This window comes from Bdellovibrionales bacterium (genome assembly GCA_016714165.1).
GTDB lineage: Bacteria > Bdellovibrionota > Bdellovibrionia > Bdellovibrionales > UBA1609 > JADJVA01.
In genome coordinates this window covers 1,589,851-1,613,610 of sequence record JADJNU010000001.1, presented here as the reverse complement: position 1 = coordinate 1,613,610, position 23,760 = coordinate 1,589,851, and the positions used below count along the sequence as shown (strand labels likewise).

Sequence of the window (23,760 nt, the reverse complement as noted above, 5' to 3'; positions counted from 1 at the left end):
TGCCGTGAATTTTCCGTGAATTTGCAGTGAATTTACATCCCATAAGGACTGAAGTGATGGTGCTTGAATAAGTTTGAATTTATCTGAAGTAAGGGAGAGAGTTTTGATACAAAAAGGACGCTACCAGGAATTTCGCAAGGCTTTGAATTCTCGATTGATGATTTTTGATGGGTCGATGGGAGCTCTCCTCATGAAAAGGGGACTCCCCCCCGGACACGCCCCTGATCTTTGGAATTTAGAAAATCCAAAAGTGATTGAAGGTGTACAAAAAGAGTATGCTGAGGCTGGAGCAGATATTCTTATCACAAATACTTTTGGAGCTTCGCGCTGGCGCCTCGACGAATATCGGGCTCACTCGAAACTTGTTGATATCAATGCAAGGGCCGTGGAGATCGCTCGACGAGCGGGAGGTGAGCGGTGTTTCGTGGCGGGCGATTTGGGTCCTTGTGGGGATACCGTGTTTCCGACGGGATCGCGATCTTTTGATGAGGTTTTTGAGATCTTTAGGGAACAGGCTCGAGTTTTGATCGACGAAGGCGTCGACTTGATTGTTGTTGAGACAATGTTTGATTCGATGGATTTCAAAGCGGCATTGGCAGCCGTGCGCGATCTCAGTTTAAAAGTCCCGCTGATTGGTCTGATGACATTTAACACGGATACTTTTTCAGACACTGGAATTAGCCCTGAGGCATGTGTGGCGATAGCGGAGGGATACCATTGTGATGCAGTTGGTGCCAATTGTTCGGTAGGTCCGCAGGCGATGTTGAAGGTGGTCGAGAAAATGAAGGTCTGGAGTCGATTGCCAATCGCCATCCAGCCAAATGCGGGCATGCCAGAGTTGAGAAATGGCGAGACAGTGTTTCCGATGGATGCTGTTCAAATGGCCGAATACATTCCACAGTTTTTTGAGCGCGGGACGAGAATACTGGGTGGCTGTTGTGGAACAACACCAGAATATATTAAAGCTATCAGGCACTACGTTGATAGTCAGGGAGACAGAGTTTTTGGAGCGAGCCAACCTCTTGACGATCAACGTGTTTTGATCGCCTCAAAAACACGGGCCGTGGGAATCGGACCTCAGCATCCCTTTGTGATGATCGGCGAAAAAATCAACCCCACAGGACGAAAAAAAGTGGCCGACATGATCCGGCAAGGAAACATCGAAGCACTACTGGCCGATGCTCATCTGCAAATTCAAAATGGGGCTCAGTGCCTGGATGTCAATGTGGGAGTCCCTTTGATTGACGAGCCAAAGATGATGAGAGAGGTCATCACGACATTACAGAATTCGGTCGAAGTGCCTTTGGTGATTGATTCAAGCTTTTCATTGGCTCTCAAAATGGGGGGAGAAGTTTACTACGGAAGACCTCTTCTCAACTCAATCAATGCTGAAGATGAAAAACTTGAAGAAGTGATTCCAATTGCAAAGCGCACCGGTGGAGCGATGCTCGCCTTGATCACCGAGACGATGGTTCCTGAAAAAGCGGAAGATCGCCTGATCTATGCGCGAAAAATTTTGGATCGACTAATAGAGGCGGGATTTAATCGGCACGATGTCGTTTTTGATGTTTTGGCCTTAACTGTTTCGGCAATGAGAGAAGGAGCTCGAGAAAGTTTGAGAACGATTGAGCTGATTCAAAAGGAACTGGGTTGTGCGACAACTTTTGGTTTGAGCAACTCATCATTTGGATTGCCGAACCGAAGATTTGTTCACCAATCCTATTTGATGATGGCGGTGCAAAGAGGGCTGAACAGTGCCATCATGAACGTACTTGAAAATCAGATAGCCACCAGAGTGGCGGCGGCTGAACTATTTGGTCCCAGGGGAGCCGCAGTCGAAAATTATTTAGATAAGTGGTCTCAGCCAATCAGCGAGGGAACCGACTCTGCCTCTTCAGGGGTTCAGCCCCTTCAGACGAAGTCTGAAGAAGGAGACGATTTCGTTAAGCAATTGGATCTTGATGCGCTTGAAACGGAGATCTTTTGGGATATTGTTGATGGGAAGAAAGACAAAATACAAACTGACATTAGGGAGTTTCTAAAAACGAGGTCAGATGAATCTTTCAGTTTGTTTTTGGAGATCATGACTCCTGGAATTAGGTACTTGGGAGATCTGTTTGCGAAGCGAAAGAGATTTATTCCTCACCTCGTTGCTTCGGCTGAGGCAATGAAATTAGGAGTGGCCCTTCTTGAGCCTTTTTTCAAAACCAGCGGGGGGAGTGGAGAAGCTCGTGGTACGATTGTCTTTGCGACGGTGAAGGGCGACATTCATGACATTGGAAAAAATATCTGTATTCTCATGTTGAAAAATTTTGGCTATCAAGTGATCGACCTGGGTCGCAATGTCGCCATGGATGAAATCTTTTTGGCGGCCGAGAAGAATAAGGCCCAAATTATCGCCCTCTCTGCATTGATGACGACAACGATGGTCCAAATGAAACAACTTGTAGAAGAAAATCGTCGCAGGGGCTTGGATTTTCGGGTTATGGTGGGAGGTGCGCCAGTGACCTCTGACTTTGCTCGCGAGATTGGGGCCGACGGGCATTGTGAGGACGTGGGTACTTTGGTAGGAGAGACGGAGCGAGTTTTTTCAGCTCTAGGATATATGACCCTTTAGTAAACCGAGAGCGAAGGAGGACGGAGTGATTCTATTTTCTTTAAATGGTTTGCGTGGCCTTTATTTTCTCTTTCCCGTTTGTTTGATGAGTTCGATGTTTTTTATTCCCGTGCACGCCGAGGCTCTCGACTGTGGGCGAATTGAATTGACGAAAGGCAGGGTGGAAATACTCAGACTGAAGGGTGGAGCGGAAAGCAAAGCGGACGCCGTCCGCAAGGCGATCGTGGCCAATGGAAAGGCAGTTGTGGACTGCCAAGATATCATCGTCACTTTGCAATCTGCTCGTGCGAAAGTTCGATTGAAAGGCAACGTCCTGTTGACACTGGGGCCACACACCAGAATATCGATTGAGGAATACGCGAGTAATTCAGGCAGCCCGACTCTGGTACATCTGGCCTACGGTAAAATCAGAACATTGTTTAATCCAGGCACAGGTTCAGATTCAGGCTCAGGTTCAAGTTCAGGATTAGGGGCAGATTCAGGTTCAGGCTTAGGTTCAGGCCCAGATTCAAAATCTGATGCTAAAAAGACTGAACCAGAAAAAAAACAGAGTCGATTTCGGATGAGGACTGCCACTGCCGTTGCGGGAGTTCGAGGAACCGATTTCTATCTGAGTTTTGAGCCCAACACAAAAATAACTGAACAGGCAACTCTAAATGGGGCCGTTCAAGTTGAGCAGGTCGACACGGGCCAAAGTGTTCTCGTCAATTCTGGTCAACAGGTTGTCGTCGAACAAGTTCGTGAAAAGAGCAAACAGGGTTCCTCAGAGGGAGAGAAAAGAGAAGAGGTGAAGCCTCTTATCGTTAATGCGATAGCTCCAGCTCTTGTCAACGAGATCAAACAAACTTCTCTATTGGTTAAAAATGATCGAGAGTTTGTATCTTCTGAGGCCGTTAAGATCCTAGGCGCGCCAGATGATTGGAAGCCTGCCGTCGAAGAGGTCCCATTTGACCTCAACGGACTTAAGGAAGAATTTTAAAACTGAACGAGTGGCGCGAGATGAACTAATAGACCCCAAGCGTTGTGGGCGAACTTTTCGTTGTCCCTGTCCAATTCCGTTGGCTCTGGTCCTGAAAAGTACTCTTGCTCACGTTTTTTTGTGCCTTGATACCGAAGCGCTTGATGAAAATAGATCTCAGCTGAAATAAGCAAGCCACCCCAGCCAAGTGTTTCTGTAAAAAAATATTCGATCGAGCCCCAATGAGAGTCTTCCGCTCAGAGAAGAAATGTCACGATGAACACTAAAGCTGGGGCCGTAACTATCCATTCCCAAAATATCATGTCCAATTCCGGCACGAAAAAACCAAGCCCATTCGCGCTCAAACTCGGAGCGCAGTCCCACATCAAGAACGAAAGATTCAAGACGATTGGAAACATTAAATGTCGACGGAGGTCCAGAATGAAATTTCGATCCTGCATCATTATCCGATTTGTCCGACTCATAGAAATTAAGACCGACCAAATAGGACTTCTCACCAAACTTAAAGTTAGTTTGCAAACGGGCCCCGTGATTCTCATTGTCCTCCAACTCAAAGAGATAATTGGCGTGGTTGAACTGGATGTTTCCTCCTAAGGGCCCCAAAGACCATCGGCTGCTGACTTTCCTTTTAGGTTGAGTCAATTTGTAGCTTTCTTTCGGAGCTTCTAAATCTTGGTTGAGTTTCCAGCTCAGGAAGGCTTCTTCGCTTGAGTGTTTTACTTTCCAGCCCTGCTTTTCCCAAACGTAGGTTGCTCCAGGGGGGAGTTCTCCAGATTCAGACAAGACTCTTCCCCTCAAGACGTAAAGTTGGAGGCGATGATAGAAGATTTCGGCATCGCTCAGGCTCAAAGCGTGTCCATCAACGCGGAGATGATCCGACTGATCGGGTCCGCATATCCATCGGGCTGATCCTCCGTTAAAATTCCAGGAGCTATCGGCAGAAGGCAGTGGAGATTGAATCTGTGATTTTCCGTAGGCAACCGCCGTACAGCGACCTCTTGAAATAAATTTTATGTAGGAATCTTGATCGACGAAAGCACTCTCATTCCAGCGGAAGAGAGTTTTGAATTGAATGGGATCCTTGCGTTCTGTTCCTGACCAGGTCACTGAGCCTTTAACAAACTGAACCACTCCGACGAATTCATTGACTTGATTTTCAGCTATCTTTATTTTTTTTGACTCTAAGAGTTTCGTTTGCTTATTGAGAGGATCAGAATTTCCCTTCTCGGGTGAAATTTCATCGGGTCCCGTATCAATTCTGGCTTTTTGAGGGAGTGCGTAGGGAACTTCCTGTGCCAACGTGGTCGTAACTCGGCAGAGAAAAAGCAGGGCCGAAAGAATGAAAAATTTTATAGCCATAGATCACTCATCCTTCTTGGAGCTAAGGTTTTTCAAGGCCCCATCATCATAGGTTGGCCACAAGAAGGGTACATCTAAAATATAGGGAATGGAAGTGGGACGAACATCAGCCAAGTTGGGTTTTCCGCCTTCGATCCAGGCCTGATACCAAATTTTTGCCAAAGCTCGAGATCCGATTGCAAGGCGCTCAATTAAGATTGGGGTAAATGCTTTGATCACTTTTTGGGAAGAAGCAGGGTGGCGCAAAGGGGGCAATCCATTTTTAGCTTCGTTCTGCTGAGAAACAGAAGAATCCTTGGTCGAGATGGCTTGAATAATTGCATATTTTTTATCAATACGAATGGCTTCGTCAAGCCGACTCCAGGAATTTGCCGCGAGGGCTAAGGCAAAGGAAGAGGCGGCTCCTTTGGTCTTCCAGTCAACACCAATGTTTTTTTCGATGATGTGTTTGAGAGAAGAGGACTTTGCACGATTATAAACCTGATTTTCAATTGAGAGCTCAAGACTGTCAACGACAGTGCTTTCAAAGTACTCGTGTGCTTTTCCGTTTCCGGTGGCCCAGCCATCGTAGTTAACCGTTGTGTGATAGGGTTGTGTGAGGTCGCCCACAAAATGTCCCATGACTCCTCCAATTGCCAAAGCTGCGGAGATCGCCTCAAGTCGAGACTGTTCTTTGGTGCAAGAGTAAAAATTAAAACCGAGGCTTGGCGGCTTCTCTTGAGAAATGATTGGCAGATGCCATTTTGGTCTCTCGTCGATCAATTGGGATGAAACTCCGGTTTCTTTTCCTTTCGCGCAGGCAAAGGCCGCAGCCATTTTTTCAAAGAGTTCACGGACACGCCAGGGCGCTGAGCCCACGTCAAAATACACCCGCAAGACTTGAGGGGAGGCGGTATTTGCGGAGATAGGATTTGGCTTTCCATCGAATTTCTCCAGAACTTCTGAGTAATCAGAGGGCAAACCGAGCAAGAGTTTTTGGTAGGAGGCTTTGTTATCTTTTGTGGGCAAGCCAACGAGAAGCTCCAGGTCAATGAAGTGAGTGGGGCCGTTGGCCAGCATCGCGCTTTTGGATTGCCGAGTGGTTTCTCTCCAAGAAATATCGGGAAGATTGGAGAGATGACCAAATTGGTGAGCGCGGTCCTTGAAAAAAGTGGGAAGACCGCGATCCTTGGCTTCTTTGTCGGAAAAACTCTCCATGAGAAGTGCGGCTGTGTGCCCAATGAGGTGGTGGCCCCTTTCACCCCAAGCCTGAGCGCGAAGGCCTACCAACAGACAGGCGATCGCCATTGTGACACCCAAAAAAGGTCCAATGAAAAGCGACAATTTCTTTGGCGACAATTTTATTAGCATCGAGATGATTCCTTTTAAGCAATTTAATATTTGGGCAGTTATCCGAGCATAAAACTTGATGATGTCTATGTCTAGGTAAGGGTCGCTCCCCGAGTCGCCGGTCAAAGAAGCCTTTTTATGCATGATCCCATTTTTTTATCTTCAAGGGCTGGTAAATAGGCTGCCATTTCACTTATCCCATATTTTCGTAAGAGCACGGAAAAACTTTCCGCCGAGAATTGGCCACGCCCCTGCGGTTCTTGGGTCACGAGGAAGAGATAAAACAAGTTGAAGAGTTCAACCTGATTCAATGGTTGTCCCTGAAAGTGGGATGATAGAAGAGTCTCAAAATCATTTAAAGAGTGGATGTGATTCATGACCAAATTAAAATACCCTTGATCTGGTTTGAGCAGGACTAAAGCTCGAAGAGTGTCTTCCACGGAGGAGCTGATTCTTGAAAGATGTGCCACGGCGCCCAAACGGACAATTGGTCTCCCGGTCTGGAGTGCCACTTCCAAGAGACTTACAAATGAATCAACGGACTTTGTTTGTAATAATAGCAAATTTAATCTTAGGGATTGGACCGCCGGAGAGGTTAAGAATTGCGGCTTATTTTCAAGGAGCTCCTTGACCCAAGCTACAAACTTGTCGTCAGTTACCTTCGAAATAGAATTCATCACAAGTCTCTCGTCAAAATAGGGGAGCAACTCCATTCTAGACCAAAGCAATTCGACCCAATCTTGAAGATCGGCCGAACTCCTAAGATCGCCTGCACTATCAATGAGTGAACTCGTTAGTGAAGGAGTTCTAATAAAAAGCTTGAACAATCGACGCTTGAAATCTCTGAATTCATTTGCGGAGTTCATCTTCGCTGACAACGAAATTAAAGCCAGATTCAAGAGTATCTCGTCTGATGTATCGGTCCTTATTGTTTGCGGAGAATTAAGCAGCAACTCAAGAGATTCGATATTGAGATGGGGGACCAGAAAAGGAAAATAGGGAACAATAGCTTGTGCGTCAGGCAAATGAAGCATCATCGCCACTTCGGCCATCTCGGCTGGGGTGAGCCTTTTTTCGATGACCATGTTGAGCGCTAAGCTCAGGATTTGGCTCGACCATTCTTGTCTGGCAATCTCGGCGAGTTCTATCTCTGTGTAGTTGCTTGCGAGACGCGCTACCTCGTCAAGGTGTTTCTGGCCCTGTTCGATTAATTCAGAAAGCCCTGACTTGCCTTTTACATGATTGGCCACTGCATTCGAGATATCCTGACTTACAGAATCGGGATAATCAAAGGCAAAATCCAACCAGCTTGAGAGGCTCATGCCACTTGCAAGGAGCTTGTCGATGAACTCGATCCATTCGACAAACGGAATCAATTCCTGAAGAAGACGCTTTCTCTGCACCAAAATTTGAAATTCCTCTTGGGTCGAAGGGGAACGAAATTTTTCCAAGGAGGATAGAATATATTTTGCCAGATTAAATCTGATAGGTGCATCCAGTTTTTTTAGCAAATCAAACAGAGTGGGGTCGTTATTAAGAAAAAAAATCTGATGGATTCTTCCAATTAAAATAGGCGCAATTTCCTCAAGATTTTCAAATGCAAAGGCATCTGGCGAAAGCAAGGCACCAGGTTGGAAGCTGAGTAGAATTTTTCTGGTCGACAAATCCTCTTGGTCAAGAAAGCGATTGCGTTGCCGGCGATATTCCATGAGAGGAATTCTCTCAGTATTTTTGAGTGCATTGAAAATCGGCGACAAGCTGGAGTATTCAAATCCGACGAGTCTCGCAAGTTCTTGAGCTGGGCCTTCTGCGCCCGACGCCCCCAAAACAAGGAGAAGGGGACGAAACATTTCTGGCTGTAGCTCATGAATATTTGGTGGCTCATCAGCATACGGGTTGCTGTCGTGAACGGAAATGCTGAGTGTAGGGTCAGCAGTCGGTTCAATGCTTCGGCCCAGTGAGTTCTCTGTCATCGAGTCGTAAGAACGAGTCGAGAACTCCTCGATGACATTTCGCAAAGGAGCATCAATAAAGTCAATGGGCTGATCCATTGCGCCGATTGAATAGTGCTTCAGGACTTCAGCAATTTTCAAAAAATTCACGTTTTCATCGATCTTATCTGGAGGGGGGAGAAGTAGTTTCGAGAATCCAAGAGTCTGTCTCGACATAAAAAAACCATTTAAAATCAACTCTATATGAGAAGCGGTCAAGCGAAGTCCATTGACGGTGTGAAGGTAGAAGTCTGGGTGCTCAGGATGGTTGACCATGGTTCCGACAGCTATGCCGAGTCGTGTCTCGGTAGCTAGATCGACAGCAAGAAAAACTCTCTCCTTTGCGCTCATCGGATAGCCCATACAAGTCGTGGAGCTACAGTCACGAGCAAGCAGACCCTTGATGAGCGCGAGGTCAGCAGGCAACTCGTAGAGAACCAGTCCTTGTCGCGATTGAACTGAATCTTCGACTGTCACTGCAGCAGTGCTCAATTCCTTAGCCGCTAGCGCACTCAACATATTAAGAGCGAGGCTGTAGATATCTTCATATGAGGGAAAAGACTGCAGCACATCTCGGATTGTTGATCGCAAGGCCCTTTCAGGAATAGATTTCAGATTACTTTCCCGAAGAACTTGAACAAGTCGAGTGACCACTTCATTTTCAAGTTCTCTTCGAATCCGGAGGCCTGCTAAGGTGTTGGGCGGAATCTGCGCTTCTTGAGACAGCTTGTCCAATAACTGTTCGTCAGGCAACTTGAGCAAGGAGGCCTTTTCAGGATGATTCTTCAGGAGCTTGGCCAGCGTGATGCGCAGAGTTTCGCCTTTGCTTAGGTTCAACAGAGTTTCCAAATTAATTTGCAACGAAGCCCCAATAGAAGCGACCTCATCAGCTGAAGTTGCTTTAAACAATTGAAGATCAATCACCTTTAGCCGAGTAAGTTTATTTTCCTGAGTTTCAATCACTATGGTTTTTAGTGAACGGGATCGATCTTGGTTTGTGATCAATGGTTTGGTTCTCTGGATTAGCTCGGCGCGTTTTTCAAGAAAGCCAACAAAATCCAAACGGTTATCAACCGAACTCAACAAAATTTCGGGGAACAGTTCAATTGCACGGTGTAAATACTCAGGTCCGCGAGTGTCACGAATTTTCTTGTGAGGAGATTCATTTCCTATCGAGTGGAGAGAAACTAAGAAAATACACGCAGCCAGAATGAAACGAATATTCACCTCCACCCCCAGAAAGAAATGAGTTCTGGAAGACCCCTAACATCGCGTTCTTTGAACTGTCAATATCGTATGTAGTATCGAAATCGACTGTCTTCAAAGAAATCCTTGATGCTAGAGGTTTGGTGACGATCGTGAAATTCCCGCCAACAGCAGAACCAAAAAGGTAAGCTTCTAAAATCAAATTTTGCGAAGGAATGGAGTTCAAAATCTCAATAGCTTTTTTTTGAGCCCGCGCATTCATCTCTGAATTGTGGACCAATTTTAATAAGCTCAATTTGGTTCAGCTTTCCTTACAGACGTCTGTAAAAACTGCTGACTCCAGATCGACTCAAACAATCAATCTTCCGCTTTGGAGGAGGCAAAGCCAGCCAAATGAATCATGCAGCCCCCCCCAACATCAAGCTACTTGATAAGTCCTTGTAAAGTCAAAGTTTTTTAGGTCTCATGTTCACTATCTTGAAGTCTTACCGGATGGTGAGAGGCTTGGTTTGGATCTTCACCAGCACAACGAGCAATTGGCCCACTAGCCTAACAGCACGCTTGTCTGAGAACAGTGTGATAGAAATATTCAGCGATAAAGAAGAACTGTTACCCCGTAATTACTATTTTCTCGCATTTTCATATTGGCGGAAATATCTGAGACAAGCTCTGACTTAACAAATATTTTGTGGGGTCGCTCGATCGACCCCACGAAAAGTCGAGCTCCACAAAATTGGACCCGTCCTTTAGGTGCTTTGTCGTTGATCTGACATTACAATCTTTTGAGGAGGTGCTGTGAAACAACTTTGGTTTTCGCGCGTGCTTGGCTGGATTCTTCTCATTTTTCAATTTAATGCCAGTGCCGCAACAACAACAAGAAAAGTGCCTCTGGATGTTCACCTGCACTACGATCTGTACTCTGCTCCAACTGCTAAGTCCGGAAACAACGCCGAAGACTTAAAAGCTGTTCTTAATTCTAAACAGTTCGGCAGAGCCCTACTGATTTCTCCAGGATATCTACAGTCTCGAATTTTTGATCATGAAAAGCAAGAGTGGAGAGATTACAGAAAGGAGTTTGACCTTCGAACAAGCCAAATTGTCCAGCAGCATCCTGAGAGTTTTCTTGGTTTGTGCGGAGGAAATTTGGAATCTGAAGATGGAGAAGAAGTCATACGGAGCTGCCTGAAACAGACAGGTATGATTGGTCTGAAGCTTCGTGAACCTACCCATTCACTTGCTGTGCCTGTTAATTTTTCAAAACTGGAAAGTATTCTGAATTCAAACCCATCACTTAAAGTTGTTCTTATTCATCCCTTAAGTCTTCTTCAAGAGAAGGACTTCAAAGCCGAAGCAGAAGCCTATCTAAAAATCTCAACAAAATTTCCAGATGTTCAAATTATTGTAGGTCACAGTGGTTATTCCCCGAAATTTATTGAAGCACTTGCTTTGACTCCCGCTCGTAAGCGTTCCAATTTATTTCTTGATACATCAACAGCCCTAAATCACCATGGATATTCCGACAATGAATTGGTCGTGGCCTATCGAAAATTCGGAATGAGCAATGTCGTATACGGTTCGGATTATAGCATAGGAGGAACTCCTCCAAGGCGAGAAAATTACCAAGATTACTACTCAGATATTGAGAAATCGAAAGTTTTTACCGCAGATGAAATTGATAAAATTTTGTTTCAGAATCCACAAAGGCTGCTGAATAAAATCATGCCAGAAAGCACCTTAGGGAATACCAGTAAATCAGGCGTAAAATAGTAAATGTAGATGATGATACCATTATTTAGCAAGAGTATCAGACAATCGTCTCTTCGTTTTCAGATTGCTGGCTGTTTTCTGAAGAATTCTTCTTCTTGCTCTCGTGACAGCACTATTTGATACAAAATGCTTAGGTATAGGATCGCGGAGGCCGGTGTATTACCGAATCAGGACTCCTGAGTTCATCTGGAAAATTCTCTTGGGGAGATTTCGCCCTCGCTCGTCAGGATTCGAGATCTCTCCTCAATTTCTGCAAAGAATCCGAATTCATTGACCACCACTTTTGAAAGCCTTAGTCGGCGGATCTTACTAAAAAAATTTTCCATTTCATTCACGGCCAGTGCACGGGTACCTTACTTCAGCAAATTTTTGTAGTTCTTTTTTAACCAAGCCATTGCTTCGGTTTTGAGTTCTTTGCAAAAATCGATCAGCTCGTGTGCTTCCTCTTCGCTGACAGTTCCGGCAAAGTCATACTCTGTTTCATTGCGCTTTTTTCTGCAGGTTTCCAGGTAGCTAGCGCTATCTGAGTGATCTTTGCCTAAAATAAGCTGTATGGATTGAAGAGTCCTGTAGTGGGCGAGATTTTTTTCTGGTCTATAACCAGAACTATGGAGAAGAATGGTGCAGATTTTAAGAGCGGCATTGTAAGCAATACCAAACTTCCAATCGTCAGAAATTCCTTTTACAGACGCATCCTTTAGATCGCGCTCAACGATTTCAAGGAGATTTTGGATTTCTTCCTTACTGGGTTTATGTGTGCGAAGCCAGCCATTCTTGGCCCAGTCAACTAATGACATTTTCATCTCCGATCAGGAAAACCCTTTTGTCCTTCATGATACTACGAATGAAATGATCTTTCTTATTCAACCTTTGCTTCCAAGATTTCATGGAATAGACATGAGGATTGATTTCTCTCTGAGTTTGTTCAGTAACTGATTTTAAGGCTGGAGAAATTGCACGCAAACCAATGTCTCCAATGATGATGATATCAATGTCGCTATGGGATTTTTCTTCGCCTTTCGCAAATGATCCAAAGATAAAGGCACACTGAATTCCAGTGAGGGAAGATAAAATCTGTTTGAGTTTTTCCTTAATGCCAGATGTTTTTTCAACAAGCCCGCATATTTCCGGATAGATTGGGTGATTTGAGTTAGCGGAGTAGTAAATGCGGTTTCCATCGCGTTCTGAATTAATCAGATCGAGATCTTTAAGATGAGTAATTTCATTTTGAATGGTTCTGATAGAGAAGCCTGATTTTCGTTCCAGATCCCGAAGATAAATAGAACTTTCTTCTCTATTGAATAAGAGACGAAATATTTCAGCGCGAACTTGGCTAGAAAGAATTTGAGCAAGTAAGTTCATATGTATGCTTATAGCATACAATTGTATGCTATAAGCATACATATCGGAATGTTGCGTTTTTGGAAAACTGGAGAAAAGTCTGGGAATATTAAAAGGATAGGTTCTTCCCCTTTAAAAGTTGGAAGCGAGTTGTCAAAATAAATTAAAAGAGAATAGGCAATAACCGTTTTATTCGGTGAAATTTGTTTACCACAACACTTTTCTCGAAAGGAGAACGGCTATGCCTATAGTTAAAGATCTATCATTTTATTTACCCAGTAAGAAGTTAAAATTTTTAGGGTCTCGGCAGGATTCAGGACGTACGATTTGGTTAACAGAGACGATACCAACGCGGCAGGAAGTTTGTCCACGGTGTGGCGTTGAGAGTAGGACATTTTATGGCCGGGCCCGCACACGCCTCCGGGACGAGCCATTACGATCGGAGACTTTATACATTGAGATTATAAAGCAACGTTATTACTGCAAGAGTTGTCGCAAGCCTTTCACGGAGAAAATCGAGGGCTTTAATAAGAATCAACGATCGACGGGCCGATTTATGAAATTCATTGCCGAGATGTGTGAGCAGTTTAGTTGTATTAAGGATATTCAAACCAGGTATCAATGTTCGTCGAGTTTTACTTACAAGGTATTTTATAAACATCAGGAAACAAAAGTAAAAGAGAAGATCAATTATCCATGGCCGGCGGCAATTGGCATTGATGAGCATTTTTTTACCCGAAGGAAAGGTTACTGCGAATACGCAACGGTGTTCACAGATATGTGCCACAAACGTCTTTTTGAGATGGTGCGGGGAAAGGATGTAAAAGGGCTGTTAAAACAGCTAGCTCATTTACCGGGCCGAGAAAACGTGCGCTGGGTGGCGATGGATATGTCTTCATCCTATCTAAATTTGTACGAGAGTTTTTTCCAAACGCACAGATCGTGGCAGATAAGTTCCATGTGCTGCGCCTGCTGACCCCAACCATTATGAAACTGCAAAAACAAATCCATGGGCATCGAAAGGAGTTGAGTTTGAAAAGGCTGACTCTGAAAAATCGAATCCGTCTCGACTATTACTTACGAAGTGATATGGACAGTTATCTAAAGAAGCATCCAGAATTAAACATGATTTACCGGTTTAAAGAAAAACTCTACGAGTTTTATCGCACAAAGGGAGTTGCCGCCCTGTAAAGGGATTTTATCGTCTCCTGAGCCAGCTCAAACAAACCAATCACGCAACGCTTTTAAAATTAGCGAAAACACTGGAGTCTTGGAAAAAGGAGGTCTTAGTTTATTTTGCAACAGGGCTGACAAATGCTAGAACTGAAGCCTTTAATAAGACAGCAAAGCTTGTCCAGAGACGGGCTTGCGGGTATAAGAGCTTTAAAAATTACCGATTGAGAACGTTAAATGCCTGTTCTTGAATGTTATTTTGAAAAGACCAACAGTAAAAAGAGAAGAGCCTGAAAATAATGGTGATCGCGGCATGACTCGAACATGCGACCTACTGCTTAGAAGGCAGTTGCTCTATCCAACTGAGCTACGCGACCCTTAGAAACGACAATCTATCGATATACGGACAACATCATTCTGTCAAAACCTTTGGACTTGAAAAAAACACTCCCTATTCTCTCGCCAACTCAGGACTGACATCTGTAGATTGGCTATTTTTAGCTAATCCAAGAAGAGACATACCCAAGATAGCTGATAAGAATGAACCGATAAGAACGCCAAGCTTAGAGTAAATTTCAAGATCAGGGGTCTTTAAAGCAATATGGCTAATGAACAAAGCCATGGTAAATCCAATTCCTCCCAGACAGCCCACGCATGCTATGTGATACCAGGTAACACCGCGAGGTAGTTGCGCCAGGTTCATCCGAACTGCAAACCAGGAGAAAAGCATCACTCCGATTGGTTTTCCCACCATGAGTCCGAAAATAATGCCAAGGCTAATGTGATTTTGCAAAAGCAAAGAAAAATCAAAGCCTGCCAAACTGATGCCTGTATTGACAATGGCAAAAATAGGCATAATTGCAAAGCTCACAATCGGATGCAGGACGTGAATCAACCGATCCAGGGGTGAGCGCGCCTCATTTGAAAGGTGGTGAAGCTTTTCCAGCATCCCTTTGGTCTTCTCGTCGAGATACTCTGTCGCGGGACTCAAAACCGGAGAAGTTTTGTTTCCCTCCGTGTCTTTTCCCTCTAGGTAATTATCAAGATCATCAACGATTTTTTTGATTTTCTCAGGAGCTTCTTTCTTGCGAAGGAAGGGTTTCGCAGGAGTCATAAGGCCCAGAATGACTCCCGCGATAGTGGCATGAATTCCGCTTCTGAGGATGGCAAACCAAATCAGAACTCCTAAGATGGTATAAATAGGAATTTTACGAACTCCTAAGTATTTAATGAAAGCAACAGTTAGTATTCCAAGCGCCACAAAAAACAAAAAAACTTGGGAAACATCTGAGGTGTAAAAAAAGCCAATGACCGAAACAGCGCCGAGGTCGTCAGCTATCGCGAGTGCCAATAGAAATACTTTGAGAGGAAAGGGTACCTTTTTACCCATGAGAAGAAGGATTCCCACGGCAAAAGCTATGTCCGTGGCCATGGGTATTCCCCATCCAGAGTGACCGGGCCCATTCAAATTGAAGGCGCTATAAATCAAGGCAGGGAATAGCATGCCTCCAAGAGCTGCGAACAAGGGCAGGGCGGCCTTTCGCGGCGAAGCCAGTTCACCCATGACCAATTCTCTTTTTATCTCAAGTCCCACGACAAAAAAGAAAATGACCATGAGGGCGTCATTCACCCAGGCATGGAGGCTCAATTCTAGGTTCCAATTCCCAATCCGGAATGAGATAGGCGTTTCAATCAAATGGAAATAAACATCTGCCCAAGGAGAATTGGCCCAGATCATGGTTAATATCGTCACAAGGATCAGAATGATTCCGCTGGCTGATTCAAACTGGAGAAACCTTTCGATCGGAGAGAGGATAGTGGAAACAATCTTCTGCGCGCGCCGGTGTCCCAATTTGTCTGTCATCCTAAAAAAACCTTTCTGTGCAGTTCATAGTTCTCTTGATCTATTTTAGCCGCTCTCTATGAGATTCAAATATTCAAAAGCCACCTGCAATCTCTACTATCCGTGAGAAGCATTAATCAATGCATTCCGTCTGAAACATAATAACGTAATGCGTTATATCGTTTGTTGTTTCTCTCGTTTCGATTTTGTGAAACAGCTTCTTTCTTTCTTCCCTACTTTAACTTTGCTACATTCCGCTCCTCTTTATTTCCTTATGAGGTAATTAATTTTATGGCTCCAGAAAAGACTTACACAGTTGATGAAATCCTGGCCCAAATAACTCCCACGCCCATGGTATCCACTGGGCTGAACCGGGCCGAGAAGATCGAGAAGATTGCGCTAAAAGTGGCGGAAATTATGGATATCTTGGGGTTGGACCTCGCCAACGATAGCTTGAAAGAGACTCCTCAGAGGGTCGCCAGAATGTACGTGGACGAACTTTTCTCAGGCCTTTGGAGCGAAAATTTTCCAAAAATAACCGTTATAGACAATGAAATGGCCTATGATCAGATGATTGTCGGTCAAAGAATCGAAATCAAATCGACCTGCGAACATCACTTTCAGACCATTGATGGTTATGCGACGATTGCATATATTCCGAAGGATCGGGTCATTGGACTTTCTAAAATTAATCGGATTGCCAGATATTTTTCGCGTCGTCCTCAAGTTCAGGAGCGTTTGACGAAACAGATTGCCGACTGTCTTTCCTATGTTCTCGATACCAAGAATGTGGCCGTTCACATTTCAGCTAAGCATCACTGTATGGCCAGTCGAGGTGTAGAGGATTCGAGTAGCGTCACAGTGACCTGTGACTTGCGCGGTGATTTTAAATGCAAAAGTGAAACTAGGTCAGAATTTTTGAGTCACTGCGATACAAATAATTGCATGACATGATCTCAGTCTATAATAATTTATTGAAAATTATTTGAGAGGGACCGAGTTTTTTTTGGAAAAAGGTAAAGGTAAGGATAAAGATAAAAAAAGGAGAAGGATAAGGAGGAGGATATGGATATGGCCGTCATTCCTATTCCGGGATTCAGCGAACCTTTTAGCTGCTGGTCTCATTTGTTAGCTGCCTTTGCTTCGCTAGTCGGCACATTTTTTCTATTAAAAAGGGGCAGAGGAAATTTCTGGAGACAATCAAGTCTTCTGGTCTTTTCTTGCTCTTTAGTTTTTCTTTTTTCTATGAGTGGAGTTTACCACCTTCTCGAACCGGGAGGATACCCGCGGATGGTCCTGCAGCGTCTTGATCATGCGGCCATTTGGGTTTTGGTTGCGGGAACTTTCACTCCCATTCACATTATTTTATTTCGAGGATTTTGGAGGTGGGGGGTTTTGCTTGTCATCTGGTCTATCGCCGTTACGGGGCTGGTACTCAAGACTATTTTTTTTAAGGAAATTCCGGATTGGTTGAGTCTTACTTTTTACCTAGGGCTAGGTTGGATAGGAGTGATGACGGGTTGGCGTTTTGTTCAGATCTTTGGAAAAGAAAATTATCACTTTTTGATTTGGGGTGGCGTTGCTTATTCGGTTGGAGCAATTCTTGAATTTATCAAATGGCCAATCCTTATCCCTGGGGTAGTTGGACCGCATGAGATATTTCATGTGTTTGTTATTGTTGGAGCAACTTTGCATTGGTTTTTCATCTATCGGTGGGCCTCTCATCCTCTGGTGAAGCATTTACTTGTTCGAGTGAGATGCACAGAAAAAGGAGACTGCGTTGCGGAGACGATTGGTGAATCGATTCGCGTTGAGGCAAAATCAATCGATGAGATGCGTGTTCTCTTGCGAGAAAAAATTGCTGATAGATTTCACAGTCGTCAGCCTCCACAGAGTACTCGTCTTAGCTTTAGCTATGAAGAGCTATGGAGCTTTGACGAAGCAGAAGCAGATCAAAATGCTTCCAAACCATTTCATCAAATTGAACAGAAAAAGCTTTAGCGATATTCGCTCATGATCTCTTTGAGGGCCTCAGGCGGAGGCCTCAGTTCCCTTTCGGTCATTAAGGCCAGGGGTTTTGTGGCATCCAGTTGAAGAGTTTCAATCAGATTTTCATGAGTTTCATCGAGATAAAACATCCCGGTGAGAATTTCTCCGCGATTTCTGGATTCAGTGAGCAAATGAATTGCTTGACTTGCATTCCTGACGTCGTGCTCAGAGGAGTTCAGCTTTTTCAAACTAAGTTTTGATCCATCTGGCATTTGCACGATCTGTGTTTCGCCTTCATTGTAATCAACATTAATTTGTTCAAAGGCCTGAATGAAACCAAGCTCCTGCAAGACGTGATTGTGTTCTCGAACGGAACTGTAACTTTTTGTAGAGCCTTCATGGTTAGCAAAGGTGATACAAGGCGAAATGACATCAATGAGGGCCGTTCCTCGATGATGGATAGCCGCTTCAATGAGAGGGACCAATTGTTTCGCATCTCCAGAAAATGACCTTGCCACAAAGGAACAGCCAAGATCGATTGCGATGGAACAGAGATCGATTGTTGAAAATGGATTTTTTTCTCCAGATTTATGTCGGCTTCCTTTGTCAGCGGTGGCCGAAAACTGCCCTTTTGTTAAGCCAAAAACACCGTTGTTCTCGACAATGTAAATGAGAGGAAGATTTCGTCTTAGCAAATGGACAAAACCCCCGACACCGATACTTGCAGTATCGCCATCTCCTGATACGCCAATGCAGACCAAACTTGGATTTGCGACCTTAACTCCCGTCGCGACGGGAGCCATCCGGCCGTGAATCGCATTAAACCCATGAGCCTTGTTCATAAAATAAGCTGGTGTTTTGCTCGAGCAGCCAATGCCAGAGAGTTTCGCCACTTGATAGGGAACAACTCCTGACTTGTAAAAGGCCGAAATGATGTGGCTGGTCACACTGTCATGCCCGCAACCTGTACAAAGCGTTGACTTGCTTCCGGAGTAGTCAGTTCTTGAAAGTCCAATGGAGTTGAGCGAATTCATAATTGATTCTCCAGGTGAGCAATTTGATTAAAAATTTTCAAAGGGGTTATTGGCATCCCATCATACTGAAGGACAGAAATTAATTTATGATGGTGTTGTGGCCACTGTTCCCTGATCAGCCGAGCCAACTGACCATCGCGATTTTGTTCGATAATGTAGACACGTTTACTCTCTATCAAAAACTTCTCGACATCCTCACTCATTGGGAGAGCACGCAACCGCAGATAATTGGTCGGAGTTTGCTTTTCCTTGAGTAAACGTCTGACCTCAGATATGGCAAAATCAGTCGAGCCAAAAGCAATCAGACTCACTTGTGCTTTGGGATCTTTGTCTATGACTGGACTTGGAACAAGTGTCTTTGCCGTTTCAAATTTTGCCTTCAAGCGGTCCAGCATGGCCGCGTAGACCTGAGGATTTTCGCTGTAGTTTGACTTCTCGTCATGTCCAGTTCCCCTGGTAAAATAGGCAGCAAGGGGATGGTGGGTTCCGGGAAGGGTGCGCTGAGGAATTCCATCGCCGTCAATATCTCGGTAGCGAGCAAAGGTCCCCACGCGATCGAGATCCGCATGACTTAACACCTTGCCACGATCGTAAGGTTTTTGTGGATAGCTGAACTCATTGCTCACCCAGAGATTCATTCCTAAATCCAAATCACTTAAGACAATAACAAGAGTTTGCAATCGTTCAGCCAGATCGAACCCCGTTTGTCCAAATTCAAAACATTCACTTGGATTAGCAGGCAAAAGGACGATGTGTTGCGTGTCTCCGTGAGACAGGTTTTGAGCAGCCGAGAGGTCGGCCTGTTGGGTGCGTGTTGGCAATCCTGTAGAAGGTCCCCCCCTCTGTACGTTCCAAATAACTGAGGGGATTTCTGCAAAGTAGGCGAGACCCGCGGCTTCGGCCATCAACGAAAGCCCAGGTCCTGAGGTCGCGGTCACAGCACGAGCGCCTGCCCATCCAGCACCAAGAACCATAGATATCGAGGCCAATTCATCTTCCGCTTGAACGATAGCGGCTCGTCTCTTTCCGTTTTCACTTGCTCGGTATTTGTGCGCATATTTTTGAAAGGCCTCAACCAAAGAGGATGACGGCGTGATCGGGTACCATGCTGCCACTGTGCAGCCTCCGAACAGCCATCCCAGCGCTGAGGCAGAATTTCCGTCTATTAAAATTTTCTTCTCGTTGCCTCCAGGAACAATTCTGGCTTTGATCGGGAATTCTTGTATTTGCAAATTTTCTTTGGCCCAATTTCGTCCAGCAGCTATTGATCTGGTATTGAGCTCTATGACTTCAGCTTTGTCCGCAAAAAGAGTATTGACGACATCATTTAGTACCTGGGAATCAAGTTCAAGAAGCTCGGCGACAACGCCAACATAGATCATGTTGACAAGAAGTTTTTTGAGTTTTCCTGACTCAGTGAGTGGTTCAACAATCTTTTTAAAAGGGATACTAACAAAATTAATGTCTTGCCGCCGCAAAGATTCAGGAAACTGAATTTCATCATTAAGAAAAAAATGGCCACCTGATATGACGCTCTTTTGGTCCTCAATTGCTGTGGTTGGATTCATAGCGATGACGATATCGCTCTCTTCACGTCGGGCGGTGAAGCCCTCAGGATTTGCGCGGATCGTAAACCAAGTGGGAAGTCCGGAAATGTTTGATGGGAAGAGGTTCTTTCCTGTTACTGGGATGCCCATGCGAAATAAAGTTCTCACCAGAGTGTTGTTCGAGCTCTGACTTCCGCTTCCATTAGATGTGGCGACGTGAAGAACAAAGTCATTTATCATTCTGCCCATTTGAAATCATCTTTCGTTTAAGAGGTTGTAGGAGATAACTTCTCCTCGCTAGAGAGGCTTGTCCATAAGTGCAAAGTCCTACAATATACGCAAACGGTGCGTGGGATCAAGTTCAGAGGAGTTTCAATTCTTGAGCCCTCATTTTTTGGGATCAGGAGTACGGTCTTTGATGCCCTCGGTTATCAAATGAGGCTGCTCTGAACTCAAGTTTGGACCGTAGGCTTCGGGGTTGATTTCGAGTACCCATTTTCGGTAGTGTTCATCGATCTCTTGGATTGGCGCAGGAGGATGCACGGGACCAATGTGGACCACGAGTTTTCCCGGGCGAGGCAGAGCGGCCCCCTTTGGCATCAAGGCTGCATTTCCTTCGAGATAGAGAAATAGAATGGGAGTGTTCGTTCTCTCGGAGAAGACGGATACTCCTCTTTTGAAATCCTGGATATAGCCATCCGGAGACCGGGTGCCTTCTGGAAATAACAGCAGCCAAATCCGATCAAGTCGATTCAACAGATTTGTGCAAAGTTTTAGAGCCTCGCCTTTGCGATCCTTTCGATCGATCGGGATAGCTCCTAGGCAGTGCTTGGAGAAAAAAGTAAAAACAGGATTTGCAAACCAATAGTCTTTGGCCGCCGAAATATAGAGATCAAGCCAGTATTTGAATGGAACCGCCGCAGCGATCGACACCGCATCGAGGTGACTCGCATGATTGGAAATTACCAAGAGACGCGGGTGTTCTTGGTAAATCTTGTGAAAATCTCCCCTGACCTCGAGACGAATCCAAAAGCGAAAGGCCAGAGCCTTTAAAAAAAATCCCCACAGTGCCCTAAAAATAAGGCTGGTAAAGTCAAAATGGCGGGTGAAAAGTGGCAAATGCTTGAGGTGGCTGGGCAGTTGTGTCCATTGCTCATTTTCATAGTTCCAATTCCAGTTTCGCTTAGTCATGGATGTGGGAGTCTTTGAAGAAAAATATAGAGATAGTAGTAGATTGGCCCGACAAAAATCAATTTATCCACTCTCGCAAGTATATCTCCACGACCTATAATGAAAACACCCGTATCTCTAATGCCCAAGTCGCGGCGAATCACCGAGAGAAAAAGATCACCAAAGCGACCGAGAACCGCCGCAGCGAGTCCCGCTGCAATCCAGAATCGCTCACTTCGGTCTGGGAGAAGATGACGCATGCCCCAGGCGACGAGGAGGGTGACCATCAAAGAAATAAGGACTCCCTCTAGTGTCAACCGGGGAGATATTGTCGCAAAGGGCTTTATTTTACCAAAAAATCGACCCGAGGAGAGTGAAACGTTTTCACTGATCTCGGTGAGGAGGTAAAGATAGAGAACAATATAGGGACCCGAGCCAAGCATGAGCAGCCGACCCAAATGCATCAGGGACCATCCAAAAAAAGTGAAGGCCATGAGGCTCAAAGCAATGTATTGGATCATACGCTGGTAACTGTTGCGCAGCAAAGGTATCCAGCAAATCGTTCCCAAAAAAATCATTGGTAGAATATTAAAAATCTCATCGGCGCCGAGATAGATTGTGAGTCCCAACAAAAGGGTGAAAATATAGGAAATCCAAACGAACCAGCTTCTATGATACATTCCCGACATCTGAAAAAAAACCTTGATACTAGAAATCGAGACGAGAGTCAGAGCTAACAGAGGCCAAGGAGAGGGTAAGGCCAGAACAAAGAGGATCAGAGGGGCTAAAAAGAACCAACTCTTAACACTTGCCCAACCAGCTCGAAAATGAGTTGAATTTTTTCTGAGAAAAAACAAACCGATTCCCAATATGGAAATAAGTCCAATGACGAGAAGACCAGTTTCCAGATAAAGTCTATGATCAAAAAGGCTCGTATGGCTCACAAATTTCTCCATTGCACTTGATGATCCTTAAGTTTTTTGTAAATCGTAGAACGCGAGAGACCCAGTTTTCTACAGAGGTCACCGAGATCAGAATACTCAGTTAAGGCCTTTTCTAAAACTGCCTTTTCGAATTGACTCAGCATTTGAGAGAGTTCACCCAATTCGATCGGTAAACCAAGACTGGCACTCAACGAAGCCTTTGCCTTTGGTAAAATATTTTTTACATCTTCGCCACGAATGATCGGAAGAGGGCAAACAAGGAGTAGTTGCTCGCAGACACGTTTGAGTTCACGCACGTTTCCGGGCCATTCATAGAGAATCAAGGCTTCCAGGGCATCCGAGCTAAGAGTTTTCATTCGATTTCCTGTGGTTGCAAGGAAATGTTCTGCGAGAGGCTGAATATCATCGGTCCGCTCGGATAATGTCGGAAGCTGAATACATTTTCCCTTGAGCCTCCACATCAGGTCATCACGAAATCTTTTTTCTTTGACAAGTGTTTCAAGGGATTCATTCGTGGCCAAAAGAACTCTCGTGTTTACCCGAGTAACCTGGTTAGACCCCACTTTCCTCACTTCACCCGTTTCCAGAAATCGAAGCATCTTGGCTTGTTGACTCAGAGGAAGAGCCTCCAGTTCATCAAGAAAGAGATCTCCTCCTTCGGCCGCTTCTGCAAGCCCCGTCTTTGGATGATCGGCACCTGTGAAGGCATTCTTCACATGCCCAAAAAATTCGGACTCAAAAAGATGTTCCGGCAAAGAAGCCATGTTCACTGCTACAAATGGGCGTCCAGGTCCTTCCTGTTCATGGAGAAGGCGTGCAACAACTTCCTTTCCCGTCCCGGTGGCGCCTGAAATAAGTATCGGTCCACTTTCTCCTTTAAGGCGGGCGATTGACTCCAACACGAGCCTCGAGGGCTTTGACCGGCCCAGCCACCGCAATTCGGAGCTAGATTTGCGTTGAACCCTCCCTTTTAACCGAAGGGAGGCCTCTATTTTATCCAAACAATTGAGCAGCTCGTTTGCATGAAGAGGTTTTGCCAAAAATCGCGAGGCTCCGAGTTGCAGACATTTTTCCATGATCTGACGATTGATATTTCCCGACATTGCAACCAAGGATAGATGCGGATCTCGATTGCGAAGTTGCTCCAACACAGAGCAGCCTTCGGAAGACTCGACGGACCCAGTTAAATGAATGTCAACAATAGCTGCATGAAAAAAACCAAAGGGAATCTCTTCTGGTCTATCATGAAAAGTTACAACCCAGTGGCGAGGCAAGAGAATGCGGACAGCATCTCCCACCAAGGGATCGTCATCGATGAGCAACAGTCGTAGCGGTTCTGACACCTTATCTCCCTGGTATTATGCGGCACTTTAAGCTACATCGTGGTCCTCATTGAGACAACTCTTCTTGGCAGATTTTGCTTATAAGAATCACTATTTTTCATGGTTTTATGGAATCAACATTGAATGTC

General features: G+C 44.9%; 19 protein-coding genes and 1 tRNA gene. 8 read left to right on the top strand and 12 right to left on the bottom strand.

Going from position 1 to position 23,760, the window contains the following annotated elements; all coding sequences use genetic code 11:
• Positions 1–103: 103 nt before the first annotated feature.
• Both IPJ71_07140 and IPJ71_07135 read left to right on the top strand, forming a co-directional pair.
• The gene (locus tag IPJ71_07140; protein MBK7843456.1) at positions 104–2,617 is read left to right on the top strand and encodes a homocysteine S-methyltransferase family protein; all 2,514 of its coding nucleotides are present in this window, start codon (positions 104–106) and stop codon (positions 2,615–2,617) included.
• Between the two features lie 25 nt (positions 2,618–2,642).
• Positions 2,643–3,596 carry a hypothetical protein gene (locus IPJ71_07135; protein MBK7843455.1) on the top strand — a complete coding sequence of 318 codons (954 nt, stop codon included), beginning with the start codon at positions 2,643–2,645 and terminating at the stop codon, positions 3,594–3,596.
• A gap of 156 nt (positions 3,597–3,752) precedes the next feature.
• Here the strand turns inward: IPJ71_07135 and IPJ71_07130 are convergent, their stop codons facing one another.
• Genes IPJ71_07130 through IPJ71_07120 form a run of 3 tightly spaced genes read right to left on the bottom strand, consistent with a single transcriptional unit; the run spans position 3,753 to position 9,502 of the window.
• Positions 3,753–4,955, bottom strand: coding sequence for a hypothetical protein (locus tag IPJ71_07130; protein MBK7843454.1), 1,203 nt, complete (start codon positions 4,953–4,955; stop codon positions 3,753–3,755).
• Positions 4,956–4,958: 3 nt separating this feature from the next.
• Positions 4,959–6,428, bottom strand: coding sequence for a hypothetical protein (locus tag IPJ71_07125; GenBank protein ID MBK7843453.1), 1,470 nt, complete (start codon positions 6,426–6,428; stop codon positions 4,959–4,961).
• Positions 6,407–9,502 carry a hypothetical protein gene (locus IPJ71_07120; protein ID MBK7843452.1) on the bottom strand — a complete coding sequence of 1,032 codons (3,096 nt, stop codon included), beginning with the start codon at positions 9,500–9,502 and terminating at the stop codon, positions 6,407–6,409. Before IPJ71_07120 ends, IPJ71_07125 begins: the two co-directional genes overlap by 22 nt.
• Positions 9,503–10,276: 774 nt before the next feature.
• Here IPJ71_07120 and IPJ71_07115 point away from each other — a divergent pair.
• Positions 10,277–11,248 carry an amidohydrolase family protein gene (locus tag IPJ71_07115; GenBank protein ID MBK7843451.1) on the top strand — a complete coding sequence of 324 codons (972 nt, stop codon included), beginning with the start codon at positions 10,277–10,279 and terminating at the stop codon, positions 11,246–11,248.
• Positions 11,249–11,601: 353 nt separating this feature from the next.
• On the opposite strand, the gene IPJ71_07110 is transcribed toward IPJ71_07115, so the two are convergent.
• Complete coding sequence (locus tag IPJ71_07110; protein MBK7843450.1) at positions 11,602–12,045, bottom strand: hypothetical protein; 444 nt, start codon at positions 12,043–12,045, stop codon at positions 11,602–11,604.
• Positions 12,032–12,610 (bottom strand): nucleotidyltransferase domain-containing protein, encoded by a 579-nt coding sequence (locus IPJ71_07105; protein MBK7843449.1) that lies wholly within the window; start codon positions 12,608–12,610, stop codon positions 12,032–12,034. Before IPJ71_07105 ends, IPJ71_07110 begins: the two co-directional genes overlap by 14 nt.
• 220 nt (positions 12,611–12,830) lie before the next feature.
• Here IPJ71_07105 and IPJ71_07100 point away from each other — a divergent pair, with 220 nt between their 5' ends.
• The 3 genes from IPJ71_07100 to IPJ71_07090 are packed head-to-tail and all read left to right on the top strand — an operon-like array spanning position 12,831 to position 14,013.
• On the top strand, positions 12,831–13,565 hold the full coding sequence (locus tag IPJ71_07100) for a transposase (GenBank protein ID MBK7843448.1): 735 nt from the start codon (positions 12,831–12,833) through the stop codon (positions 13,563–13,565).
• Positions 13,532–13,780, top strand: a complete 249-nt coding sequence (locus tag IPJ71_07095) for a transposase (protein MBK7843447.1) — start codon at positions 13,532–13,534, stop codon at positions 13,778–13,780. The genes IPJ71_07100 and IPJ71_07095 overlap by 34 nt, the downstream gene beginning before the upstream one ends.
• A 17-nt stretch (positions 13,781–13,797) precedes the next feature.
• A complete protein-coding gene (locus IPJ71_07090; GenBank protein ID MBK7843446.1) occupies positions 13,798–14,013 on the top strand; it encodes a transposase in 216 nt (71 codons plus the stop codon).
• Positions 14,014–14,062: 49 nt separating this feature from the next.
• On the opposite strand, the gene IPJ71_07085 is transcribed toward IPJ71_07090, so the two are convergent.
• Together IPJ71_07085 and nhaA are read right to left on the bottom strand one after the other, a co-directional pair.
• Positions 14,063–14,139: transfer RNA gene (locus IPJ71_07085), tRNA-Arg, on the bottom strand.
• A gap of 74 nt (positions 14,140–14,213) precedes the next feature.
• Positions 14,214–15,626, bottom strand: coding sequence for a Na+/H+ antiporter NhaA (nhaA, locus tag IPJ71_07080; protein MBK7843445.1), 1,413 nt, complete (start codon positions 15,624–15,626; stop codon positions 14,214–14,216).
• A 270-nt stretch (positions 15,627–15,896) separates the two neighbouring features.
• On the opposite strand from nhaA, the gene folE reads away from it, so the two are divergent.
• A complete protein-coding gene (gene folE / locus IPJ71_07075; GenBank protein MBK7843444.1) occupies positions 15,897–16,559 on the top strand; it encodes a GTP cyclohydrolase I FolE in 663 nt (220 codons plus the stop codon).
• 111 nt (positions 16,560–16,670) lie between these two features.
• A complete protein-coding gene (locus IPJ71_07070; GenBank protein MBK7843443.1) occupies positions 16,671–17,606 on the top strand; it encodes a hemolysin III family protein in 936 nt (311 codons plus the stop codon).
• On the opposite strand, the gene IPJ71_07065 is transcribed toward IPJ71_07070, so the two are convergent.
• From IPJ71_07065 to IPJ71_07045, 5 genes are all read right to left on the bottom strand, one after another.
• Positions 17,603–18,628 (bottom strand): 2-oxoacid:ferredoxin oxidoreductase subunit beta, encoded by a 1,026-nt coding sequence (locus tag IPJ71_07065; protein ID MBK7843442.1) that lies wholly within the window; start codon positions 18,626–18,628, stop codon positions 17,603–17,605. The two genes, IPJ71_07070 and IPJ71_07065, sit on opposite strands and share 4 nt — an antisense overlap.
• Positions 18,625–20,424 (bottom strand): 2-oxoacid:acceptor oxidoreductase subunit alpha, encoded by a 1,800-nt coding sequence (locus IPJ71_07060; GenBank protein MBK7843441.1) that lies wholly within the window; start codon positions 20,422–20,424, stop codon positions 18,625–18,627. The genes IPJ71_07065 and IPJ71_07060 overlap by 4 nt, the downstream gene beginning before the upstream one ends.
• Positions 20,425–20,562: 138 nt before the next feature.
• Positions 20,563–21,366: a 1-acyl-sn-glycerol-3-phosphate acyltransferase gene (locus IPJ71_07055; GenBank protein MBK7843440.1), complete on the bottom strand. Its 804-nt coding sequence runs from the start codon at positions 21,364–21,366 to the stop codon at positions 20,563–20,565.
• A complete protein-coding gene (locus tag IPJ71_07050) occupies positions 21,363–22,289 on the bottom strand; it encodes a phosphatidate cytidylyltransferase (GenBank protein MBK7843439.1) in 927 nt (308 codons plus the stop codon). Before IPJ71_07050 ends, IPJ71_07055 begins: the two co-directional genes overlap by 4 nt.
• A complete protein-coding gene (locus tag IPJ71_07045) occupies positions 22,286–23,632 on the bottom strand; it encodes a sigma-54-dependent Fis family transcriptional regulator (GenBank protein ID MBK7843438.1) in 1,347 nt (448 codons plus the stop codon). Before IPJ71_07045 ends, IPJ71_07050 begins: the two co-directional genes overlap by 4 nt.
• Positions 23,633–23,760: the final 128 nt, after the last annotated feature.

What these genes read in the sequence shown, in the direction of transcription:
- IPJ71_07130 (MBK7843454.1), bottom strand. Translation starts at nt 4,955, where the DNA reads ATGGCTATAAAATTTTTCATTCTTTCGGCCCTGCTTTTTCTCTGCCGA.
- IPJ71_07125 (MBK7843453.1), bottom strand. Translation starts at nt 6,428, where the DNA reads ATGCATAAAAAGGCTTCTTTGACCGGCGACTCGGGGAGCGACCCTTAC.
- IPJ71_07110 (MBK7843450.1), bottom strand. Translation starts at nt 12,045, where the DNA reads ATGTCATTAGTTGACTGGGCCAAGAATGGCTGGCTTCGCACACATAAA.
- IPJ71_07105 (MBK7843449.1), bottom strand. Translation starts at nt 12,610, where the DNA reads ATGAACTTACTTGCTCAAATTCTTTCTAGCCAAGTTCGCGCTGAAATA.
- IPJ71_07100 (MBK7843448.1), top strand. Translation starts at nt 12,831, where the DNA reads ATGCCTATAGTTAAAGATCTATCATTTTATTTACCCAGTAAGAAGTTA.
- nhaA (MBK7843445.1), bottom strand. Translation starts at nt 15,626, where the DNA reads ATGACAGACAAATTGGGACACCGGCGCGCGCAGAAGATTGTTTCCACT.
- folE (MBK7843444.1), top strand. Translation starts at nt 15,897, where the DNA reads ATGGCTCCAGAAAAGACTTACACAGTTGATGAAATCCTGGCCCAAATA.
- IPJ71_07070 (MBK7843443.1), top strand. Translation starts at nt 16,671, where the DNA reads ATGGATATGGCCGTCATTCCTATTCCGGGATTCAGCGAACCTTTTAGC.
- IPJ71_07065 (MBK7843442.1), bottom strand. Translation starts at nt 18,628, where the DNA reads ATGAATTCGCTCAACTCCATTGGACTTTCAAGAACTGACTACTCCGGA.
- IPJ71_07060 (MBK7843441.1), bottom strand. Translation starts at nt 20,424, where the DNA reads ATGGGCAGAATGATAAATGACTTTGTTCTTCACGTCGCCACATCTAAT.
- IPJ71_07055 (MBK7843440.1), bottom strand. Translation starts at nt 21,366, where the DNA reads ATGACTAAGCGAAACTGGAATTGGAACTATGAAAATGAGCAATGGACA.